We start from the raw sequence: 22,976 nt of genomic DNA on the forward strand, positions 1-22,976 counted from the left end.
ACCATTACATCAGGTTAACTAGTTAAAGAGTGTAACTAAAACTTAGTTTTGCATTACGCTCTTCCCCTGGCATACCACCTAAAAACATCGCTTTTGAGTAATACTTTTTGTTGAACAAGTTATTTAAGTTTAACTGCATATGCCATTTATCAGTTGTATACGATACCGCTGTATCGTAAATCGTGTAACTTGGTACGTAACCATCAGGAATCGAGAATGAACTTGAATTAGTACTTCTGTTATCTACAAATGTAATACCACCACTTATATTTACAGCTTCAGGTAAGTTAAACATATCCGCGTAGTAGGTTACCCATGTACTTGCTGTTACGTAAGGCACACCTTTTTGGCGTGTGTCGTAACTGCTGCTGTTAGGATTACTTTTGTCACGTGCATCTTGATAAATACCGTTTACGTTTACTTTCCATTTATCATTTAAGTAAGCGTTTAAATCAAGTTCAATACCTGTTGTTTCTTCTTTACCATCATAATAGCTTTCAGGTACATTTGAGCCTGATGTTAAAGCGTCATAAAGCGTATTTGCGTATTCTAAATTAGTACGAGAGCTTTCGAATATAACAATAGAAGCCAGTAGTTGATCATCAAACGCTTTAAATCTAAAACCTAAATCGTTACTCATTGATTCAGAATCTTCTCTGTCTGCTTCATTACCCGCCACAGAGCCTAATACACTATACGCTGTACGGCCTTTTGAATGATTTACAAATACAGATAAATCTTCAGATGGCTGATACGTCGCACCCAGGTTATACGTTAAGCCAGAATCTGATGTACTCGCTTCAGGTGTTGGCTCTGCGCGGCTTGAGCTATAGCGCTCATCTACACCAAAGTGCTCATAAGTTTGCTCAATGCGGTTATATGCTACACCAATACGCGTTGTAAGCTCTTCAGTAAGATAACCAACATGTTGAATGCCTAAGCCCCATGCTTGTACTTTTTTATTGTAGTCGCTGGTTTTAAGTGGATCGAAGTCATCAAAGTTGCCAGATGGCCAATTTGGTTCTCTTATATCGTAAATATACGGCAATGAACCTTGGTACGTGACATCACCAGCATCGTTTGTGAGTACGTAATCTTGATCCCATATTGAGAATTGTTTAAAACGAATATCTCTATCTTCGTAGTTGGCGTTAACAAGTAATTCGTTATCTACGTCGCCTAACATAAAGTCATAACGTAAATCTAAAAAGTACTGCCATGATTTTTCATCTGCTTCTACTTGGCGGTATTCTTGGCGGCGTGCTGCATACGGGTAAAGTACACCGTCTTCAACTAATGGAGCACGAGGGTCGTTATTAATAATTCCATCGCGTGTTGAATAGACGTAGTTATATGCACCTGTTTGGCGCGCAAAACTAGATGTGTAGTTGCGGTACTGTAGTTGCTGGTTTAAAAACAAATCGTCAGTAATGTAATAGTTATGCGTTAATTTAAAACGCAGTTCTTCACCTTCGTTAGCATCAGCCATTGGTGAAATAATACCATTTGTGCCAAAGCTATAAGGTGTTAATCCATCAGATGAAGATAGCGAATTAGCAAGTTGGTCGCGTTGTGCATCACTTAACTGTACGCCGCTTCCTGTCGGATCGTTTACTAAATCGGCACCGGTTACTTCACCCGCGCTTAAACCATTTGCAGTTTCTGCATTGTAAATACGAATAGGGTGGCCAATAGAATCAACCGCTATTTCATCTTTTATATAGGCTGCAGAAAGCATGATGTTTTGTCTGTCGTTTAGCACGTATTTAAGCGAAGTATAAATTTCGTCGCGATCTTCTTTTAAATCGCGAAAGCCGTCACTTGACGCTGTTTTAGCCATTACACGATAGGCCAAGTCATCTGTTATAGCGTTAGTGCTATCAAACGATAATGAATAGCTATCCCACTGGCCAAGCTCAGCCGATACTTTGTGTTTCTCTTCAAACTCTGGCTTTTTCTCTATTAGGTTAATTACGCCACCCGCACTACCAATGCCATATAAACCTGTTGCAGGGCCTTTTAAAACCTCAACAGATTCAACATTTGTAAGTGAACGAGTTGGGTTAAATGTATTACCTAGGCCTGCACCACCATACATACCATCGTAGGTGTAGTTTGCATCTAAACCACGAATTACTAAGTTATCACCAATACCGTAGTTATTACCTGCTTGTGTTAAACCACTTACGTTTCTAACTAAATCTTGTAGGCTATCTACACCTTGAGATTCAATAAGTTCACGGTCAATAATAACAACCGGTGCAGGTGTTTCCATTAAAGACATGTCTGATTTAGTAGCAAGACCTGAGCTCATCACCACGCGGTTTTGTTTTTCGTATACGCTGATGCGTTCAATATCAGCATCAACTTGTGTATTTTGGGCAAATGCCATATTTGCATTTAAACAAGCAAGAGTAATAAGAGAGTACTTAAACGTTTTCATAGAGTGATAACTATTCGCGTTATTGAATTTGCGCGAATGATAATGGTTATTGTTTTTAAAGTGAATAGAAAGTTCATTTTATTTGATTAAATAAAACTGTTCGGATAATTAATAAACAAAGTTAAGCCTATAAAAGGTACGTTGTACCTTTTATAGGATGTTTGAGATGGGTGAGGGGTTTATTAAGGCTAAGTAAGCTCAGCCTTAATAGCGTGTATTTACAATTGGTTTTTATAAACAACACCTGCTTTCATTACGAAGGGTACTGACTCTAAGGTTTTAATGTTTTTAAGAGGGTTTGCTTTTACAGCAATTATATCAGCAGCAAATCCGGTTTTAATTTGTCCTAACTGAGTATCCATTTTTAATAACTTAGCGCTATTAATAGTGGATGCTTGAATGGCTTGTAGTTCTGTCATGCCAAATTCAACCATGCGGCTAAACTGTTTTGCATTATCTCCGTGCGGGTAAATTGCTGCATCCGTTCCAAAGACCATTTTCACACCCGCTTTTACAGCACGGCTAAAGCTATCACGTTGCCTTTTTGATACTTGGCGTTCTTTATTTAGATTTTCTTCGTCAACACCATTTTGCTCGCCATAAGTCAAAGTGTATTCGGTGTTATAAATATCCATAGAAAGCCAAGTTCCATGCTCTTTGGCAAGGGCTATGGCTTCGTCATCTAAAAAGCTGGCGTGCTCTACGCTATCAACACCTGCTTTAATGGCTGTTTTAATCCCGCTTGTACCGTGTGCATGAGCTGCAACAGGTAAATCTCGCATATGGGCTTCATCAACGATGGCTTTCATTTCTTCAAAAGAATACTGCTGTGCACCTACTTTAGTCCCTTTTGAAAATACTCCACCTGTGGCGCAAAACTTAATAGCGTTTGCCCCGTATTTAATGTTTTCGCGTACTTTTATACGCGCAGCCCATGGACCGTCTGCGACACCACTTGAAGTATATTTAAGCTCAGGAGGTAATCGGTTGTTATCACAGTGCCCGCCAGTAATTCCGAGTGATGGGCCTGCAGCCCAAATACGAGGGCCAACTATGTCACCCGCATTTATGCCGTCACGCACCGCTATAACGCTGTAACCTTCTGCGCCAACATTACGAACTGTTGTAAATCCGGCTTCTAAGGTTCTTTTAGCAAAATGAGCCGCTTTAATTGCCATTCTAGGAACTGACTGGCCTAAACGTTCACTGCGTGGAACCGTAGGGTCGCTTGTTAAATGCACATGCATATCCATTAAACCTGGCATAAGGGTTAAATCAAGTAGTTGAATATGTTTATCATCTTTAGTCAGCGTTGGTTTTTTATTTTGTTCAATGTTTGTAATTACGCCATCATCAATAGTAATCAAGGGCAATTTAATGAGCGTGCCATCTTCCACATTAACCATGGCTTTAGCCGATAGGTATGTAACGGCATGGGCATTAAAAGTAGTTAAACAAAGTAAGGCTATAGAGGTGCTGAGTAGTTGTTTTTTCATTTTATTTTTCTTTTAAATCATATTTGAATTAATAGAAATGTAACAAGCTCAGATAAAAGTGCAAATTTAATACGATGAACGCAATCTATCGTAATTACTTTATTAAGTAAGGCTTAATGCGCATAATCAAAAAACGATATTAAAAAGGATTATCATGAAATCAATTAAATTAGCATTAGTTGCCAGTGGCGTTATGTTTGCTTTAAGTGGCTGTATGAATACTGAGCTTAGTACACACACTAATACCAGTGCGCAGCTAAACACCGTTAACGCATCGGCAGGTATTGTTTCAGAGCTTTCAGCAGAGCAACAGCTCGATGTACTTGTTGCACAGTATTACGATGAATCGCTTACATATAGCCCCATCAGCGCAACGTATAATGGTCGTAACGAGTTTAACGATCAATTTACACCTGAGATTTCAAAAGAAAATAGAGCTAAAAAAGTGGCTTTTTATAAAAAATATCAACAGCGTTTAAACTTTATAGATAAAGCACAGTTAACAGGGCAGTCGCTTTTAAGTTTTGAAATATTAGAGCGCGACCTTGCACTTAAATTAGAAGGCATGCAGTTTCCTGATTATTTACTACCAATTAACCAAATGGCGGGTGCGCATAACACCTTTGCAGGTTTTGGTTCAGGTCAAAGTGCTCAGCCGTTTAATAGCGTTGAAGATTACACGGCTTTTATCTCGCGCAGCGAAGGTTTTGTAAAGTGGCTAGCCAGTGTAGAGCGTTCAATGGCGCAAGGCATTAAACTAGGTATTACGTTACCAAAACCACTTGCTGAAAAACTGCAGCCACAATTTGCAGCTCATGTAGTTAAAAATGCCGAAGACTCACTATTTTGGGGACCAATTAAAAAATTACCAGACTCGTTTAGCGCACAGCAAAAGCAAAAAATTACAGCGCAGTATCGTCAATTGATTATGAAGCACTTAGTACCTGCTTATAAAAGCATGAGTGACTTTCTAGCTAATCAGTATATTGTAAATAGCCGAGAAAGCGTTGGTTACAGTGACCTACCAAACGGTAAAGCATGGTACGAATACCAAATTAAGAAAAACACGACGCTTAGCTTATCTGCAGATGAAATTCATGACATTGGCTTAAGTGAAGTGTCGCGTATTTTAAGCGAAATGAAAAAAGTAAAAGAAACCGTGGGCTTTAAAGGTGAGTTATCAGAATTTTTTGACCATTTACGCGATTCAGATGAATTTTACTACGACACGCCCGAGGAGTTAATTGCGGCATATGAAAACGTTAAGAAAAAAATAGACGCACGTTTGCCTCTGCTTTTTAACATCGCACCCAAAGCACCTTACGTTGTAAAAGCTGTTGAAGCATACAGAGCGCAGTCTGCAGCTGGTGCATCATACGCATCTCCGGCGCCTGATGGCTCTCGCCCTGGTATTTTTTATATCAATGCTTATAACTTAAAAGCGCAGCCTAAATTTTTACTCGAAACTTTATCGATTCACGAAGCAGCCCCGGGCCATCACTTTCAAATAGCACTTCAGCAAGAAATAGAGAGCTTACCTGATTTTCGCAAATTTGGTGGTTACACTGTGTTTGCAGAAGGTTGGGCGCTTTACGCAGAAAGCTTAGGCAAAGAGCTAGGTTTATTTACCGACCCTTATATGTGGTACGGACGTTTATCAGACGAGCAATTACGCGCAATGCGTTTAGTGCTTGATACTGGTTTTCATGCAAAAGGGTGGACGCGTCAACAAGGTATAGACTACATGCTTGCAAATTCGTCTATGGCTAAAAGTGACGTAATTGCTGAAGTAGAGCGCTATATAGCATGGCCAGGCCAAGCGCTTTCTTACAAGTTAGGGCAATTTAAAATTCAAGAATTACGTGATTTTTCTAAAAAAGAACTCGGCAATAAATTTGATATTAAAGCGTTCCACACGCAAATATTAATTGATGGCGCATTGCCAATGCCAATCCTTGAGGAAAAAATTAAGCGTTGGGTTAAATCTCAAAGCTAATTTGTAGCGCAAAGCCTGTACTTTGAAAGGGTATTGGCTTTGCGCCATTTACAGCAATACGGTAGAATGCGCGCTCTTTAGGGGGCACGAGTAAACTATGTTTGATCAACAATTAGCAAATACACAATTTTGGCTTAAAAAAAGCTTAAGCGACATGAGTCAAAACGAATGGGAAGCCATTTGTGATGGATGCGGAAAATGTTGTTTAAATACGTTTATTGATAGCGAAGATGAAGACGAATTTACCGCCACCGATCAGTTACGCGAAGGTGAGCAATTAATATTTACTAATATTGTATGTCAGTATCTTGATAACAACACCTGTGGTTGTAGCGAATACGAAAACCGCCAAACGCTTGTTCCTTCTTGTGTAAAACTCACAAAAGAAAACCTTAAAGACATCTTTTTTATGCCACAAAGCTGCAGTTACCGTCGTTTACATGAAGGCCGGGGTTTGGCTTCTTGGCACCCATTATTAAACAGTGGCGATAAAGCAAAGATGCATGAGCTAGGTATTTCTGTAAAAGACAAAACAGTAAAAGATTGCGATGTAAAGCTAGACGACTTTGATTTGTACATCGCAGAGTGGCCAACAAAGGACGCTGAGTAATGAGCAAACAACAAGCGGTAATTGGGTTAATCAATCCTAAAAGCCCGACTAATGTTGGCGGTGTATTACGTGCAGCAGGTTGTTACGATGCCAAACAGGTGTTTTTTACAGGTAATCGTTACTTAAACGCTAAAAAGTTTCATACCGATACTAAGAACGCACTTGAGCGTATCCCTTTAACTGAAACTAATAGTTTAGAAGCGGTAAAACCAGAGGGCGCAACCGTTGTTGTTATTGAGCTTATTGAAGGTGCAACACCTTTACCTGAGTTTAAGCATCCTGAAAATGCGTTTTATGTTTTTGGCCCAGAAGATGGCTCTGTATCAAAAGACGTTTTAAAGTGGTGTGATGAAGTGGTATATATTCCAACTATTGGCTGCATGAACTTAGCGGCTACCTGTAATGTTGTTTTGTATGATCGCTTAGCTAAATTAGGCGGCGTTGAGAGTAGTGACGATACTATTATTAGCTCACGTGATACAAACAATAAAATGAGGTGGCAAAAAAGCTGATTAGTTAAGGTTTATTTGTGCAAAAATGTTAGTTTTGGCTAAACTTAAAAACATTATAAATCATAAATAGATACTAAAATGCGCTGGTTTTATTTTATATTATTACTGACAAGTAGTAATTGTTTTGCTGAAACATCAGTTGAGTATTATCAAAATGGTACTCAACATGTTTTAACTGGACATTACCACAAATCAGGAGTGCTCTATGAAGCGAAAAACCCCAAACAAACACTCCATTTAGCCACACTCGATTGGCCTCCTTATATTGGTAATAATTTATGTAATAAAGGCTGGGTTTATCAATTTTCAATTGCTCTATTAAATAGTAAGGGCTACAGCGTATATATTGAATTTTTGCCTTGGGCAAGAGCTGTACGAAATGTAGAACTAGGCAAAGCTGATATATTAATGCCTGAATATTTTATAGAAGATACAGCCCCCTCCGATTATGTTAATGGTAAAACACGTCGAGAATTACTCGGTTTATCTAATTCATTTAAAGGTGGCGAAATTGCATTTTTAAAAAGGAAAGGCGATACAGACCGTTTCACTGGAAACTTAAAATCGCTTAAAGGGCAAAAGATTGGTGTTGTTCGTGGGTATCAAAATACGCCTGAGTTTGATGCTATGATGGACAATGCTGAGTTTGAAGTTATTACCTCTGTTGATGATTTACAGCTTGTTCAGCTTCTGGTTGCTAAACGTGTTGATTTGATTATAGGCGACCCTCAAGTTCTTAAATTCTCTGTAACTTATTCTTCTTTAACTAAACCTGAAAAACAATCTTTGCTTTCTTCTATTGAGCAAGAAAGCATTCCTCTGCAATACAACCCTTTATATTTTGCTATTAGTAAGCTTACACCTAAATGGCTTTTAGTCTTAGAGGACATAAATGAAGGGCTTTATCAGTTTCATAATAGTGGCGAGATAGACCGTATTATCAATACGACAAATACTCAATGCAAGCCATAAAATTGGAACGTTCCTTTGTTGCGCTGACTAATTTATATATAAACATGTAGAATCGTTTTCAACTTGTTAATGGAGTGAAAACGACGTGAGTGAAATAAATACAAATCAATCATTCGCGGTCAACGAACAGCCAAATAAAAATTATCTGTTTCCACTGACTGCAATGACGACCCTATTTTTTTTATGGGGTTTTATTACTGTTTTAAACGATGTACTAATACCACGATTAAAAGGCGTATTTGATTTAAGCTTTTTTGAAGCGATGCTAGTACAGTTTTGCTTTTTTGGTGCTTATTTTATTGTTTCTATCCCTGCGGGGATTTTAGTTAAGCAGTTTGGTTATAAAAAAGGGATTTTAACTGGTTTAATTGTAGCTTCAATTGGGTGCATGTTGTTTTATCCTGCTGTTGTAGTACATGAATATTGGCTATTTTTGAGCGCTTTATTTGTACTTGCCGCTGGTGTAACGGTGCTTCAGGTTTCTGCCAATCCTTATGTTGCTGCTCTTGGGAGCGAAAAAACAGCTTCTTCTCGTTTAAATTTGGCACAAGCACTTAATGCGCTTGGTACTACCGTTGGGCCTTATGTAGGTGGTTTATTATTTTTTGGTACAGCAGGTAGTCTAGCTGCTTCTGCAGCAACTGCTGAGTCTGTAAAAGTGCCTTATTTAATGCTCGCTGGTGCCTTATTACTTATCGCTATTATATTTGCCTTTATAAAGCTTCCAGAAATTGAAGCCCATAAAGAGGAAAATAATGCTGCAGTAGAATCTCGTTCATTAACTCAAGCACCGCACTTAACTATGGGTGTACTTGCTATATTTTGTTATGTAGGTGGGGAGGTTGCCATTGGCAGCTTTTTAGTTAACTACTTTGGTGAGGCGCACATAGCAGGACTTGAAGAGCATACTGCGGCTGCACTTATTAGTTATTACTGGGGCGGAGCAATGGTAGGGCGTTTTATTGGCTCTGTATTATTACAAAAAATAGCGCCTTCTAAGGCGATCGCATTTAATGCATTTAGTATTATTGCGCTATTGCTGATCACCATTTTTACTCAAGGTGACGTCGCTTTATATTCAGTATTGGCAATTGGTTTATTTAACTCAATTATGTTCCCGACTATATTTTCAGTTGCAATCGAGCGACTAGGATCATTGACCAGTAAGGGTTCTGGTTGGTTGTGCTTAGCTATTGTAGGTGGTGCACTTGTACCATTACTGCAAGGGTTTATAGCTGACACAGTAAATATACAGCAAAGCTTTTTTGTTCCAATGCTATGTTATGTATTTATTGCATGGTATGGATTAAATGTTGTTCGCTTAGCAAATAAGTGGAAATAACAGACTATACAAGAGTGACTGAATACGTATTCAGTCACTTATAAAGCTACATTTAATAGGAACGTTCCATAAGTAATTAATACGAGTCACAATTTATTTCAATATTAGTCAGTTATCCCCTACAGCCTTTTGTTTTTTAATCCTTTATCCTTATTTTTATCTAATAACCTAGTCACAAGCCTTATTTATTAGGACATTTAGCTAAATTTTTGCTAAAACTGTATGGATAATAAAGATAAATAATAAAAAGGATGTATATGCTTAACTCGTTGAAATTTACTTCCAAAGTGACTATTGCAGCCTCTTTAATTTTGGTTTTGGTGCTAGGGTTATTTACTTTTAATAACTACATTGCGATGCGCAAGCAAACCGAGCAGCAGTTAAGCCTTGTATTACAACAAAATTCCGAATCTGTTTCACAAAATATAGCGAGTTGGTTAAATGCAAAGTTGGCGATTGTTATATCAATTGCTAAAACCCATAAAGCTAATGATTCTAAAGCACTCACCCTTTCACAATTAAATACTGCAGAGCTTGCCGGAAGCTTTAAAAATACGTATATAGGTAAATCCAGCGGCACGTTTATATTAAACGATCAATCAGTTGTTTTACCTGCTGATTTTGATGCGACCTCTCGCCCTTGGTATAAATTAGTCGAAAACAAATCAAATACCGCATTTACAACTCCCTATATTGATGTAACAACTAACGAGCTTACAATTTCAGCGGTAGTACCCATGCTACAAAATGGCCAGTTTAGCGGCGTTGCAGGTGCCGATATTGATATGCAAACCGTGACTAAAATTATTAACGATATTGATTTTTTAGGTCTCGGTTATGGTTTTTTACTCGATAACAAAGGTCAAGTGTTAAGCCATCCTAATGCTAAGTTAAACTTAAAAAATACATCAGACATTTTTGGTACTAATACGCCCTTGCAAAGTGAGTTTACCCAATACGAGATAAACGGAGAGTCTAAGCTTATCTCGTTTACAAAAATCAGTGGTATTGAAAACGTAGATTGGTACCTAGGTGTTGTCATAGATAAAGATAAAGCGTATGTCAGCGTTTCTAACTTTGGCCAAACTGCGGCTGTTTTTATGGTAATAGGGATCATTACTATCATTATTATGATGCAGCTTTTATTACGCTATTTAATGCAGCCTATGAACCGCTTAAACGATGCCATTAAAGATATAGCACAAGGCGAAGGCGATTTAACAAGGCGCTTAACCGTTGAAAATGATGATGAGTTTGGCGACTTAAGTCATTCATTTAATATTTTTATCGAAAAAATTCAGCATTCAATAGAGCAAGTAAAAGAGTCCACTGAGCAATTAGATACAGCTATTGAGAGCTTGGTATCACAAACACATTCATCACTATCTATGTATGATGATCAAAGTAAACGAACCGATAGCGTTGCAGCGGCTATTAATCAGTTTTCAGCTACATCAATGGATATTTCAAGTAATGCAGAGAGTGCTTCGCAGCTTGCTAAAAATGCAGATGAGCACTCAACACAAAACCAAGAAGCATTAAGCCACAGTGTTGCAACCATCCACCAGCTTTCAGCTAATATGGAGAAAGCTCAGCAAACTATAAACAGTTTAAATACACACACAGCCAGTATTGGGCAAGTGCTTGAAGTTATTAAAGGTGTAAGCGAGCAAACTAATCTATTGGCACTCAATGCAGCAATAGAAGCCGCTAGAGCAGGAGAGGCAGGACGCGGTTTTGCCGTTGTAGCAGATGAAGTACGCCAATTAGCACACCGCACTCAACAATCAACGCAAGAAATTGAAGACACAGTGAGCCAGTTACAAAAAGGCTCAAACCTTGCTGTAGAGCTTATGAAAACAAGCCTTCAAGACAGTGAAAAAAGCGTACAACAAGCAGATGCCGTCGGCAATTTAATGAGTCATGTTATTCAAGCTATTAAGCAAATTAACGATGCAAATCATTCTGTGGCCAGTGCAACAGATGAGCAAAACCAAGTTGTTAAGTTATTAGATACTGATATTCAAACAATTAGTGCGCTTTCTATACAAGGCAAGGCTAACTTAAATGACACGCTTAACGAATGTACCAAACTAAAACAGCAGTTTAGTGCCTTAGAAAATATGGTTCAAAAGTTTAAAGTATAAAATTAATGACTAAAAAAAATGTGAATAAACCAAATTGGCTCAGTCTAATAAATATCGACAGTGTTTATAGCTCAGACATGCAACGCAAAGCGTTTTCTTTATTTACCATGATTGGGATATCAATTGTGGTGATTGCTGTATTAGTGTTTTTGAATTATAAGGTTTACTCACCGATACTCACTGCTTCATTAATTATCGTTAACATTACAAATATAAGCTGTTCTATCTACTTTATAAGAACGGGTAATCTTCAAGTAGTGGCATTAATAAGTATGAGCATTGTGTGCATGATGTTTGTTGCACTTGTTTATACCGGTGGTAAAGACAACACCGCGCTATATTGGCTAATGTTTTATCCTGTAGTGACGTTTGCATCTTTAGGGGTCAGATTAGGTGCTTGGTTAGGTTTTACTTTACTGTTTTCTTGTATTGTTATTTTATACGGCCCTGATTTTGGTCAAGTTAGCTATGGCAATGTAGAAAAAACACGATTTATAGCGTCCTTTTCTATGGTGTTTTTATTCTCATTTATTGGTGAGTATTTTAGGCATAAAAGCCACATGGCTATTGCCGATATTACGCTCGAGCAAAAACAAGATGCTTATACCGACCCCCTTACTGGTATAGCAAACAGACGTTTCATTACCTCTCATTTTTTAAAGCTTGCCCAAACACGCCCAGAGCAGTACTTACCTTTTTCAATTTTGTTAATTGATTTAGATAACTTCAAATCTTTAAACGATACGCATGGTCACGATTTTGGTGATACGGTATTGATCGAATTTACCAAGCTCCTTGAATCTCAGTTTTTGGCAACTGCGTTAAAGGCTCGTTATGGCGGTGAGGAGTTTGTTGTTATTTTACCGCAGGTTACTATTTCTACAGCCACTGTAATAGCAAACAAATTTCGAGAGGCTGTTGCAGGGCACGTTATATTTACTGATGACAAGCAGCGTATTTCAATCACCTGTAGCATTGGTATTTCCCAAGTAAATAAAGTAACTGATTATGATGATTCGTTAAAACAAGCTGATGAAGCTCTTTATAGTGCAAAGGCTGCTGGTCGTAATAGTGTCGTCTCGAACTAGTTGAAGGATTAATATGTCTCAAAGTAAATTAATATATGTTCATGACCCAATGTGTAGTTGGTGTTGGGGTTACTCACCAACCTGGCTTAAGCTAAAATCAGAGCTTGCTGGTAAAGTAGCAATTGAATATAAAGTAGGTGGATTAGCACCTGATAGCCAAGACCCAATGCCACAAAATATGAAAGAGATGCTTGAGCGTACTTGGCATAAAATTTCAGCGCAGTTAGGTACGCAATTTAATTATAACTTTTGGCGTAATTGCCAGCCAAGGCGTTCAACGTATCACGCATGTAGAGCCGCACTTATAGCGCGTAAAGCGGATAAAGAAGCTCAAATGGTGGCTGCAATTCAAAATGCTTATTACCTAAATGCGCAAAACCCGTCAGATGAAAGTACATTAATTAGTTTGGCTGAAAAAATTGGCTTAGATAAAAATGAGTTTACCGCGCAGCTAACGTCAAGCGAGCTTAATGATGAATTTAATGCTGAGTTATCCTTTGTTCGTACACTACCAATCCAAGGTTTTCCCTCACTAGTGCTTATTAAAGGTAATAAAGCATACCCAATTGAAATAAATTACACTGATTGGCACTATTCTCTTAATCAAATTAATTCAATTTTAAAATAACCCAGCCTGTTTATAGGGCATTTGGTTAACAAATGCTCTTATCATCTTAAAAACCCCCTCGTAAGTCTTAATTATTACCACTGTCATAAAAGCGACTTTTTTGCGCAACATCCTTGTCATGTTTCATCTATAAACTCCTGCTCATTGAAATTATTAAGTCATAAATTATTTATATAACAAAGTTTATGACCTAAAAAACAAACTAGCAAATCCGCTAACTAACGAGTAAAGGTGTATGCGATGAAAGGCGTTAAACCATTAATCTTAGCTGGTATTGTGGCCGCAAGTGCAGCAGTACACGCAAACGATTTAGATAAGGTTATTGATAAAAGCAGTGAAATTAATAAATCAGCTGCGCAATCACAAACAAAAATAGACAAGATTGCAGATTCAATGCAAGGACGTTTACAGCAATTTAAAACCCTCAATAAAGAAATTGACGGTTTAGCTGTTTACAACGCTCAGCTAACTAAACAGTTAAATAATCAAGTAGAAGAGATGGAATCTTTAAACCTGTCTATGGATCAGGTTTCTATTATTGAACGTCAAATTACACCTTTAATGATGCGTATGATCACAGGCCTTGAGCAGTTTGTATCACTCGACGTGCCATTTCTACAAGATGAGCGTGCAAAACGTTTAGCCTCATTAAAAACCATGATGGATCGCGCTGATATCACCTCAAGCGAGAAATTTCGCCGTGTTTTGGAAGCTTATCAAGTGGAAGTTGATTACGGGCGTACCATTGAAGCATATACCGCTCTATTAGAAGTAAGTGGTAAAGAGCGAGAAGTAGACTTTTTACGCATTGGTCGTTTAGAGCTTATTTATTTAACGCGCGATGGCAAGCAAGCAGGTAGTTGGGATACAAACACAAAAACGTTTGTAGCGCTTTCTGACTCTACTATAAGCCAAATTAACAAAGGTCTTCGCATAGCGCGTAAGCAACTTGCCCCAGATATGTTAACTCTGCCAGTACACGCAGCAGAATAAGAGGTTAAAAATGAAATTGTTTACTCAAATGACAAAAAAGGCTCTTTTTGCTGCAAGCCTTACACTAAGCCTAGGTTTTACAGGTAATAGTATCGCGGCAGAGTCAATGAATCTTGACTCGTTACTTAAATCAATTGAAGACGGGAAATCGGTTCAAAGCGCACAAAACAAGCAACGAGAGCAAGAATTTACCTCGCGTCAAAACGAACAAGTGCAAATGCTAAAAGATACACAAGCAAAACGCAGTCAAATGCTTGGTGAATCAGAGCGATTAGAAACACAGTTTGAAGAAAACGAAATTAAGCTTGCTAATTTAACCGATACTTTATCAAAGCGTATGGGATCACTTAAAGAACTATATGGCGTTCTTCAGCAAGTTGCTGGTGATTCAAGCAATAAATTTGCAACATCGGTTGTATCGGCAGAAATTCCGGGGCGAAGTGCTTTTATGGACGATCTCGCTCAAAAAATGGGCTCAACATCAAAGCTTGCTTCAATCGACGATATTGAAAAAGTGTGGTACGAGCTGCAACGCGAAATGACCGAGCAAGGCAAAGTAAGTCGCTTTAATACTACGGTTATAGTCGAAGGTGGTAATAAAGCACAGCAAGAAGTTGTTCGCGTAGGTGCTTTTAACCTTATATCGGGCGGTAAATATTTAGAATACAACCCAGGTACGAATACACTAAGCGAACTAACTCGCCAACCAGTATCGCGCTACACATCAACAGCGGGCGATTTACAAGAAGCTAAGACAGGTGTTGTGCAGTTTGCACTTGACCCAACAGGTGGTTCAATTTTAGGTTTACTCGTTCAAGCCCCAGATACTGCAGAGCAAGTACATCAAGGTGGCGCTGTTGGTTACGTAATCTTAGGTGTAGGTTTACTTGCATTATTAATTGCAATTGAGCGTTTTGTATCGCTATTACTTGTTGGTGGGAAAATTCGCCGCCAGCTAAAAGACAGCGTAGCGAGAGATGACAATCCACTAGGTCGTGTTATGAAAGTTAAAGATGACTACCCAAATGTTGCCTACGACACGTTAGAGCTTAAATTAAGCGAAGCTATTTTACGCGAAATGCCAAAAATAACGCGTAACTTAACACTTATCAAAATTATATCGGTAGTTGCACCGCTATTAGGTTTACTTGGTACGGTAACCGGTATGATCAATACCTTCCAAGCAATTACACTATTTGGTACTGGCGACCCTAAACTAATGGCTGGTGGTATTTCTCAAGCACTAGTAACAACCGTATTAGGCTTAGTTGTTGCAATACCAACCGTATTTATTTACACGCTACTTAATACTCGCTCAAAAGGTTTACTGCTTATATTACAAGAGCAAAGCGCCGGTATTATTGCAGAGCGAAGTGAGAAAGGAGAATAAGCCATGGTGCTATTGATTGACTCAATCAATGCTATCCGTGATTTTCTCGACACTGGTGGCCAAGTTCTCTTGGTCATTGGGGTGTTAATCTTCGCGATGTGGTTATTGATACTCGAGCGATTTATTTATTTTTTTAATGGTTTTCGTGGTTATAAAAAAGACGCTAAAAGCACATGGAGTTCTCGCTGTGAGCGTAACAGCTGGAATGCAGAGCAAATTCGTCAAGCGATGATCTCGCGTGCAAGTATGCGCCTAAATACTAATTTACCGCTTATTAACGTAATGGTTGCGTTATGCCCGTTACTTGGCTTATTGGGCACAGTAACAGGAATGATTGAAGTATTTGATGTGATGGCAATTACAGGCACAGGCAGTGCGCGCTCAATGGCATCGGGTGTATCTAAAGCAACTATTCCAACAATGGCGGGTATGGTAGGTGCGTTATCGGGTGTATTTGCATCAACGTATTTACAACGCAAAGCCAAGCGAGAAGTAGAGCTACTACAAGACAGCATGGTTTTAGACCATTAAGCAAAATTTTGATAAGCGGCCCATTTAAAGCCGTTCATCCTAGGAGAATAAAAAATGAGAGCCCCTTTAGGTAATTTAATGCAAGAAGACGAAGCTGAAGAAATAAACATGACACCTATGTTAGATGTTGTATTTATTATGCTTATTTTCTTTATTGTTACAGCGTCGTTTGTAAAAGAATCGGGTATTGACGTAAACCGACCTGAAGCAGCAACAGCTGTTAAAAAAGAACGTGCAAACATATTAGTGGCGATTTCTGACACGGGTGAAATCTGGATTAATAAACGTCAAATAGACATACGTGCAGTGCAAGCCAATATTGAGCGTTTAAAAGCTGAAAACCCGCAAGGTAGTGTTGTTATTCAAGCTGATAAAAAATCAACAACCGATACTTTAATAAAAGTAATGGATGCAGCACGCGCAGCAGGTGTGTTTGATGTGTCGATTGCGGCTCAAGAAGCATAAGGGCAGGCAATGCGTTATTTAGTAGCATTAGTTATAGCCGGTGTAGTGACCTTTATGTTGTTTTTAGGCATGCAGGCACTTATTACTGGTGGCGAAGGTGTAATGAGTGAACCCGCCAAGGGTAACGTACTTGATTTTGTCAGGCTTAAAAAAGAAGAAAGCGTGCAAAAAAAAGAACGCAAACCACAAAAACCACCAACGCCTAAAGAGCCACCTCCGCCAATGGAATCGCCGCAAATGCAAAATAGCGACGCGACTGCGAACGCTAATAACTTCGACTTTGGCGCCAATGTGGATGCAGATGTAAATTTAGCCGGTGGTTTAGCGCTTGAAACAAGTGATGGTGAGTATTTACCTATTGTTAAAGTGGCGCCTGTTTATCCTCGTCGCGCATTATCACGTGGCATTGAAGGCTACGTTATTGTTGAATTTACAGTAACTAAGCAAGGTACGGTGCGAGACCCACAAGTGATTAAAGCAGAGCCTGAGTCTCTCTTTGATAGAGCGGCGATGGATGCAGCCCTTAAATTTAAATATAAACCGCGCGTAGTAAATGGTGAAGCCGTTGAAGTTGCGGGTGTTCAGAACAAAATATCTTTCCAAATTAGCGGTTAATTTAGTAATTAACCACGAGTAAACGGACAGAAATGCGAGGCGATTATGAAATTACTACCTATAGCTAAATTTTTAAAATTAACACTATTTTGTACTGCTGCGATCAGTACAAGTATTGTTGCACCAAGTGCCCTAAGCCTAATACCAGGGTTAAATGTAGCTACGGCATATGCAGAGCAAGAGCAAAAAACAAAACGTGTCCCAGCGCTACGTGAAAAGGTTTATAGTCAACTGGCTCGTGCCCAAAAACTTGCTGACGATGGCGATGTTAAAGGCGGACTTGAAGCGCTCGATAGCATTAAAGAACGAGCCTCGAGTATGAATTCGTACGAAGTTGCAATGATGCATAATTTTTATGGATTTATTTATTACAACGAAAACGATTTACCAAAAGCGATAGCTTCGTTTGAAAAGGTCGTAGCAGAGGAGGCCATTCCTGAATCGCTTCGTTTAAGTACTACCTTTAGTTTGGCGCAACTAGCTATGGCTAATAGTGATTACACTAAAGTTATCGCATTTTTAGATGACTGGGACAGTATTAACACTAAGCCTAAAACAGAAGGCTATTACTTGCTAAGGGCTCAAACATACTATCAGTTAAAGGATTATAAAAAAGGGCTTGAGTATATCTCCCAAGTTATCTCCTTAAGTGATAGCGAAGGTAAAACCCCTAAGGAAAACTGGTTAGTACTACAGCGTGCCATGTACTACTCACTTAATCAAACTGACAAAGTTGTTGAAGTACTTGAGCGCATGGTAAAGCTCTATAACAAACCTGAGTACTGGGTACAATTATCGGGTATGTATGGCGAAACTGGGCAAGAAAAAAAGCAGCTAGCAATTATTGAGGCGGCTTACCAGCAAGGTTTTTTAACATCTAAATCTGATCTACGCCAATTAGCGCAAGTGTATTTATATAACGGTTTGGCTTACAAAGCAGGCGTTGTAATGAGTAAAGCGATTAAAGAAGGTGTCGCAGAGCAAAACGCTAAAAACTATGCCTTTATAGCTGAGGCGATGATCCAAGCAAAAGAAGACGAAAAATCAATAGAATATTTTGTAAAAGCAGCTGATTTATCATCCAGTGGTAAGTATGACCAACGCTTAGCTGAAGTGTATGTTAACACTGAGCAATACGAGGAAGCGGCCGACGCAGCGCGTAAAGCACTTGATAAAGGCTCACTTGATTTTGAATCAAATGCATTTGTTGCCTTGGGTATGGCTCAGTACAACTTACAAAATTTTGATGCCTCTATTTTAGCGTTTGAACAGGCAGAAAAACACAAAAAATCACAGCGTTTAGCACAACAATGGATTAAATATGTAAAGCGCGAGAAAGTGCATGCAGAAACATTAAGAACGGCACTGCTTTAAGCTTTAGTAATAACGTTTAAATATAATTTCATAATCGCAAATCCAAACCACACTATTTTTAGTGTGGTTTTTTTATGTTTTTAATAAATTAACTACTTGAATTTTATGTAAATAACTTTGTCATCTTATGTTTATTAAAGTGTAACTGTAATGTCATATAGCTACCGTAAGGTAGGCGCTGCTGATAACTCAAGTGACCTTAAAGCATTACTTAATGTTTTAAGGTGACTTGAGTTTATTTAAAGCACTTAACAAAATAATTAAATACTTTAACGGAGTGAACAATGAAATTATCTGACTTATTTAAAGTTAGTTTGATTGCAACTGCAATATCATTAGCGGGTTGTGGTGGTGACTTAGTTGTATCTGAAGGCGACACAACAATAAATGAAGGCGACACAGTTACTAATGTTGTTGAAGGTGGCAGTGATACAGTAGATGAAACATCATCGCGTGATGATTCTCAAAATGGAACTACGGGTTTTCCTGCTGATATCGACAATGCACTTGTTCAAGGCTTAGCAACGGATGTCTCAAGTGAATTTCCAGCAATAACAGATAAACCAGTGTATCGCTTAAGTGCTGATACAACATTGATTGCTGATGTTTCATTAACTAATGATGCACATTGGATTGTGAGTGGTCGTACTGCTGTGGGTAATGACCGCGCAGATAGTACAACGCTTTATGTTCAGCAAGGTACAACGATTATTGGTGAGTCAGGTGATGACTTTTTAGTTGTGCGTCGAGGTTCACAAATTGAATCAGTAGGCACTGCAAGCCAGCCTATTACGATGACATCAATTCAAGATGTTACGGGTAGCGAGACAGCAATTGGCCAATGGGGTGGTTTGGTATTACTTGGTAATGCACCTGCAAATTCATGTGGAGACCAACAAGGTGAAGCAACAGCAGACGAACTTGCTAACTGTGGTGTGTCAGCTGAAGGTGATGCAGGTCAATTCGGTGGAAATATTAGTGATGATAATTCAGGTACTCTAAAATATGTACTTGTTAAGCAAGCAGGTAAAACGCTTGGTAATGGTGATGAGTTAAATGGTATTACATTTGCCGGTGTTGGCTCTGCAACTACGGTTGATTATATCCAGGTTCATGAAAACCTGGATGACGGTATCGAGTTTTTTGGTGGTACGGTTAATGTAAGTAATGTAGTGCTGACTAACATTGGTGATGATTCACTAGATTGGTCTTTTGGTTGGACGGGTTCGGCTACTAATGTTTACATTCAACAAGCTGCTAACGTAGGCGATAACGCTATTGAAGCGGATAACTCTGAGTTTGATTCAAGCGCCACGCCATTAACACTGCCTACTATATCTAACGTAACAATCGTCGGTGCAGAAGGTAATAATGGTATTCGTCTACGCGCTGGTACTGCGGGCGCTCTTAAAAATGTATTTGTAACGGGTCCTGCTACTTACGAAAACTGTTTACGTGTAGGGTCTGATTCAGTTCCTCGCGCTGAAGATGGCACACTAACGATTGTAAACTCTATTGTGGCGTGTCAAACAACGGCAAATAATTTTGGTAGTGAAGTAATTAACGGTGGCGATGTACAATCTTGGTTTGAAGGACAAGATGGTAACCAAGTACTTACGCCGGCAGAGCTTATGCTTGCTGATGACGGTTACACGCCACTTGCTGGTTCACCGCTTATCGCAAATGGTCAAATTGGTGCTTTTGATGGATCAACTAACTGGATGGAAGGTTGGACTGTCGGTATTAATGGCGGCTTCCCTACTGATATTGATAACGCGCTCGCACAAGGCTTAGCATCAGATGTTTCTAGTGAATTTCCAGCAATTACAGATAAACCAGTATACCGTTTAACTGAAGATACAACGTTCACAGCAGATGTAACGCTTACTAACGATGCACATTGGATTTTAAATGGTCGTACTGCAGTTGGTAATGACCGTGCAGATGCAACTATATTATATGTTCAAGCGGGTACAACGCTAATTGGTGAAACAGGTGATGACTTTTTAGTTGTACGTCGTGGTTCACAAATTAATGCCAATGGTAATGCAACTGCGCCAATCACTATGACATCTATTCAAGATGTAACAGGTGCTGAAACAACGATTGGTCAATGGGGCGGCTTAGTATTATTAGGTAATGCACCTGCTAACTCGTGTGGCGATCAAACCGGTGAAACGACAGCTGAAGAATTAGCTAACTGTGGTGTATCAGCTGAAGGTGACGCTGGTCAGTTTGGTGGTGATATTAGCGATGATAACTCAGGTGTTCTTCGTTATATTGTTGTTAAACATGCAGGTAAAACGCTGGGTAATGGCGATGAACTTAACGGTATCTCATTTGCAGGTGTTGGCTCACAAACGAAAGTTGAATACATTCAAATTCACCAAAACCTAGATGATGGTGTTGAGTTTTTTGGTGGCACAGTTAATGTTCGTAACATTGTACTAACTGATATTGGCGACGATGCATTCGATTGGTCATTTGGTTGGTCGGGTCGTGCACAAAATATCTATATTCAACAAAGTTCAGTTGAGGGTGATAACGCAATAGAAGCTGATAACTCAGAATTCGATTCAAATGCGACACCATTGACTAAACCGCTTATTTCTAACGTAACAATTGTTGGTGCTGATGGTACTAACGGTGTTCGTTTACGTGCAGGTACAGCGGGCGTTCTACGAAATGTTGTTATAACGGGCCCTGAAGGTTACTCAAACTGTTTACGTGTAGGCTCAGACTCTGCTGCTAATGCAGAATCGGGTGAGTTGTCTATCGAAAACTCAGCTGTTGCATGTAGTGAAGATAATAACTTTGGTTCACAAGCAATTGGTAGTGGCAATGTGCAGTCTTGGTTTGAAGGTCAAACGGGTAACTTAACGCTTACGGCTTCAGCACTTAATTTAGCGACAGACGGCTTTACCCCAAAATCGGGTTCACCTTTATTAGGTGCTGGTGGGGATTCATCTGAGCTTGACTCGTTCTTTACCAAAACAGATTACATCGGCGCATTCGATGGCGATAATAATTGGATGGATGGTTGGACAGTTGCTATTACACCAAGCTTTCCTGACGATATTGCTAATGCATTAGCACAAGGACTTGCAACAGATGTTTCTGCTAGCTTCCCTACAATTACAGACAAACCTGTATATCAATTAACCTCTGATGTTGTATTTACATCTGATGTAACACTGACTAACGATGCGCATTGGATTTTAAAAGGACGTACAGCCGTTGGTAATGACCGGGCTGACAACACAACACTTTATGTTCAGTTTGGTACAACGTTAATTGGTGAGTCGGGTGATGACTTCTTAGTTGTTCGCCGTGGTTCTAAAATTGAAGCGGTAGGCAGTGTAAATCAACCAATTACTATGACGTCAATCCAGGATATGACGGGCGGCGAAACTACGATTGGTCAATGGGGCGGTTTAGTATTATTGGGTAATGCACCTGCTAACTCATGTGGCGACCAACAAGGTGAAGCTACCGCAGATGAACTTGCAAACTGTGGTGTGTCTGCTGAAGGTGACGCAGGCCAGTTCGGTGGTAATGACCCTGAAGATAATTCAGGTACGCTAAAGTATGTTGCAGTTAAGCAAGCGGGTAAAACGCTGGGTAATGGCGATGAACTTAACGGTATTACACTTGCGGGTGTTGGTCGTCAGACTGAACTAGATTACATTCACGTTCATGAAAATCTAGACGATGGTGTTGAATTTTTTGGTGGTACTGCAAATATTAGTCACCTTGTTTTAACAAGCATAGGCGATGATTCACTTGATTGGTCATTCGGTTGGACGGGTAAAGCGCAATATGTACTGATTAAACAATCAGACTCTGAGGGCGACAATGCAATTGAAGCTGATAACTCTGAGTTTGATTCAAGTGCAACGCCACTAACAATGCCAACTATCTCTAATGTAACAATTATTGGTAATGTGGGTGTAAATGGTATCCGCTTACGTGCAGGTACTGCGGGTATGCTTAAAAACGTAGTGGTGACAGGCGGGGCAGACTATTCAAACTGTTTACGAGTAGGCTCTGATTCAGCGCCGCGAGCAGAGGACGGTACATTAACTGTTACTCACTCAATCGTTGCGTGTGAAACCGCTAACAACTTTGGTACGCAAGCAATTGGTACAGGTAATGTTGAATCTTGGTTCTTAGGACAAACAGGCAATTCAGTTCAAGTAGCCGCTGACCTTGGGCTAGCAGATAATGGCTATATGCCAACTGCTGAGTCGTTATTACTCGGTAATGGCTTTGATTCATCAAGCTTAGATAGTTACTTTGATTCTGTAGATTACATTGGTGCGATGGATGCACAAACAGACTGGACAGCAGGTTGGGTAAAAGTAGGCCTTTAAC

17 protein-coding genes are annotated in these 22,976 nt (G+C 39.3%); 15 read left to right on the forward strand and 2 right to left on the reverse strand.

Annotation, left to right across the window (positions count from 1 at the left end; all coding sequences use genetic code 11):
• Positions 1 to 22: 22 nt before the first annotated feature.
• Both GQR39_RS15300 and GQR39_RS15305 read right to left on the reverse strand, forming a co-directional pair.
• Positions 23 to 2,443 carry a TonB-dependent receptor gene (locus GQR39_RS15300; RefSeq protein WP_165736052.1) on the reverse strand — a complete coding sequence of 807 codons (2,421 nt, stop codon included), beginning with the start codon at positions 2,441 to 2,443 and terminating at the stop codon, positions 23 to 25.
• Between the two features lie 218 nt (positions 2,444 to 2,661).
• Positions 2,662 to 3,939, reverse strand: a complete 1,278-nt coding sequence (locus GQR39_RS15305) for an amidohydrolase family protein (RefSeq protein ID WP_165736053.1) — start codon at positions 3,937 to 3,939, stop codon at positions 2,662 to 2,664.
• Between the two features lie 154 nt (positions 3,940 to 4,093).
• Here GQR39_RS15305 and GQR39_RS15310 point away from each other — a divergent pair, with 154 nt between their 5' ends.
• The 15 genes from GQR39_RS15310 to GQR39_RS15380 all read left to right on the forward strand — a co-directional run bounded on the left by GQR39_RS15310 (position 4,094) and on the right by GQR39_RS15380 (position 22,975).
• The gene (locus GQR39_RS15310) at positions 4,094 to 5,935 is read left to right on the forward strand and encodes a DUF885 domain-containing protein (protein WP_165736054.1); all 1,842 of its coding nucleotides are present in this window, start codon (positions 4,094 to 4,096) and stop codon (positions 5,933 to 5,935) included.
• Positions 5,936 to 6,032: 97 nt separating this feature from the next.
• Positions 6,033 to 6,545, forward strand: a complete 513-nt coding sequence (locus tag GQR39_RS15315; protein WP_165736055.1) for a YcgN family cysteine cluster protein — start codon at positions 6,033 to 6,035, stop codon at positions 6,543 to 6,545.
• On the forward strand, positions 6,545 to 7,057 hold the full coding sequence (locus GQR39_RS15320) for an RNA methyltransferase (protein ID WP_024591050.1): 513 nt from the start codon (positions 6,545 to 6,547) through the stop codon (positions 7,055 to 7,057). The genes GQR39_RS15315 and GQR39_RS15320 overlap by 1 nt, the downstream gene beginning before the upstream one ends.
• Before the next feature lie 78 nt (positions 7,058 to 7,135).
• A complete protein-coding gene (locus GQR39_RS15325; RefSeq protein WP_165722024.1) occupies positions 7,136 to 8,029 on the forward strand; it encodes a transporter substrate-binding domain-containing protein in 894 nt (297 codons plus the stop codon).
• A gap of 85 nt (positions 8,030 to 8,114) precedes the next feature.
• A complete protein-coding gene (locus GQR39_RS15330; protein ID WP_007583255.1) occupies positions 8,115 to 9,371 on the forward strand; it encodes a sugar MFS transporter in 1,257 nt (418 codons plus the stop codon).
• 257 nt (positions 9,372 to 9,628) lie between these two features.
• Positions 9,629 to 11,518, forward strand: a complete 1,890-nt coding sequence (locus tag GQR39_RS15335; RefSeq protein WP_165736056.1) for a methyl-accepting chemotaxis protein — start codon at positions 9,629 to 9,631, stop codon at positions 11,516 to 11,518.
• A 5-nt stretch (positions 11,519 to 11,523) separates the two neighbouring features.
• On the forward strand, positions 11,524 to 12,606 hold the full coding sequence (locus tag GQR39_RS15340) for a GGDEF domain-containing protein (RefSeq protein ID WP_165736057.1): 1,083 nt from the start codon (positions 11,524 to 11,526) through the stop codon (positions 12,604 to 12,606).
• 13 nt (positions 12,607 to 12,619) lie between these two features.
• On the forward strand, positions 12,620 to 13,234 hold the full coding sequence (locus tag GQR39_RS15345; protein ID WP_165736058.1) for a DsbA family protein: 615 nt from the start codon (positions 12,620 to 12,622) through the stop codon (positions 13,232 to 13,234).
• Between the two features lie 240 nt (positions 13,235 to 13,474).
• On the forward strand, positions 13,475 to 14,227 hold the full coding sequence (locus GQR39_RS15350; protein ID WP_165736059.1) for a DUF3450 domain-containing protein: 753 nt from the start codon (positions 13,475 to 13,477) through the stop codon (positions 14,225 to 14,227).
• A gap of 10 nt (positions 14,228 to 14,237) precedes the next feature.
• The gene (locus GQR39_RS15355; RefSeq protein ID WP_165736060.1) at positions 14,238 to 15,617 is read left to right on the forward strand and encodes a MotA/TolQ/ExbB proton channel family protein; all 1,380 of its coding nucleotides are present in this window, start codon (positions 14,238 to 14,240) and stop codon (positions 15,615 to 15,617) included.
• A 3-nt stretch (positions 15,618 to 15,620) separates the two neighbouring features.
• Entirely contained in the window at positions 15,621 to 16,148 is a 528-nt protein-coding gene (locus GQR39_RS15360; protein WP_024591043.1) for a MotA/TolQ/ExbB proton channel family protein, read from the forward strand.
• A 54-nt stretch (positions 16,149 to 16,202) separates the two neighbouring features.
• Positions 16,203 to 16,613, forward strand: coding sequence for a biopolymer transporter ExbD (locus tag GQR39_RS15365; protein WP_024591042.1), 411 nt, complete (start codon positions 16,203 to 16,205; stop codon positions 16,611 to 16,613).
• Positions 16,614 to 16,622: 9 nt separating this feature from the next.
• Positions 16,623 to 17,228, forward strand: a complete 606-nt coding sequence (locus GQR39_RS15370) for an energy transducer TonB (protein WP_024591041.1) — start codon at positions 16,623 to 16,625, stop codon at positions 17,226 to 17,228.
• Between the two features lie 45 nt (positions 17,229 to 17,273).
• Positions 17,274 to 18,602, forward strand: coding sequence for a tetratricopeptide repeat protein (locus GQR39_RS15375; RefSeq protein ID WP_165736061.1), 1,329 nt, complete (start codon positions 17,274 to 17,276; stop codon positions 18,600 to 18,602).
• 284 nt (positions 18,603 to 18,886) lie between these two features.
• Positions 18,887 to 22,975, forward strand: coding sequence for a hypothetical protein (locus GQR39_RS15380; RefSeq protein ID WP_165736062.1), 4,089 nt, complete (start codon positions 18,887 to 18,889; stop codon positions 22,973 to 22,975).
• Position 22,976 lies beyond the last annotated feature (1 nt).

Source organism: Pseudoalteromonas sp. C8, from assembly GCF_011378685.1.
Classification (GTDB): domain Bacteria; phylum Pseudomonadota; class Gammaproteobacteria; order Enterobacterales; family Alteromonadaceae; genus Pseudoalteromonas; species Pseudoalteromonas arctica.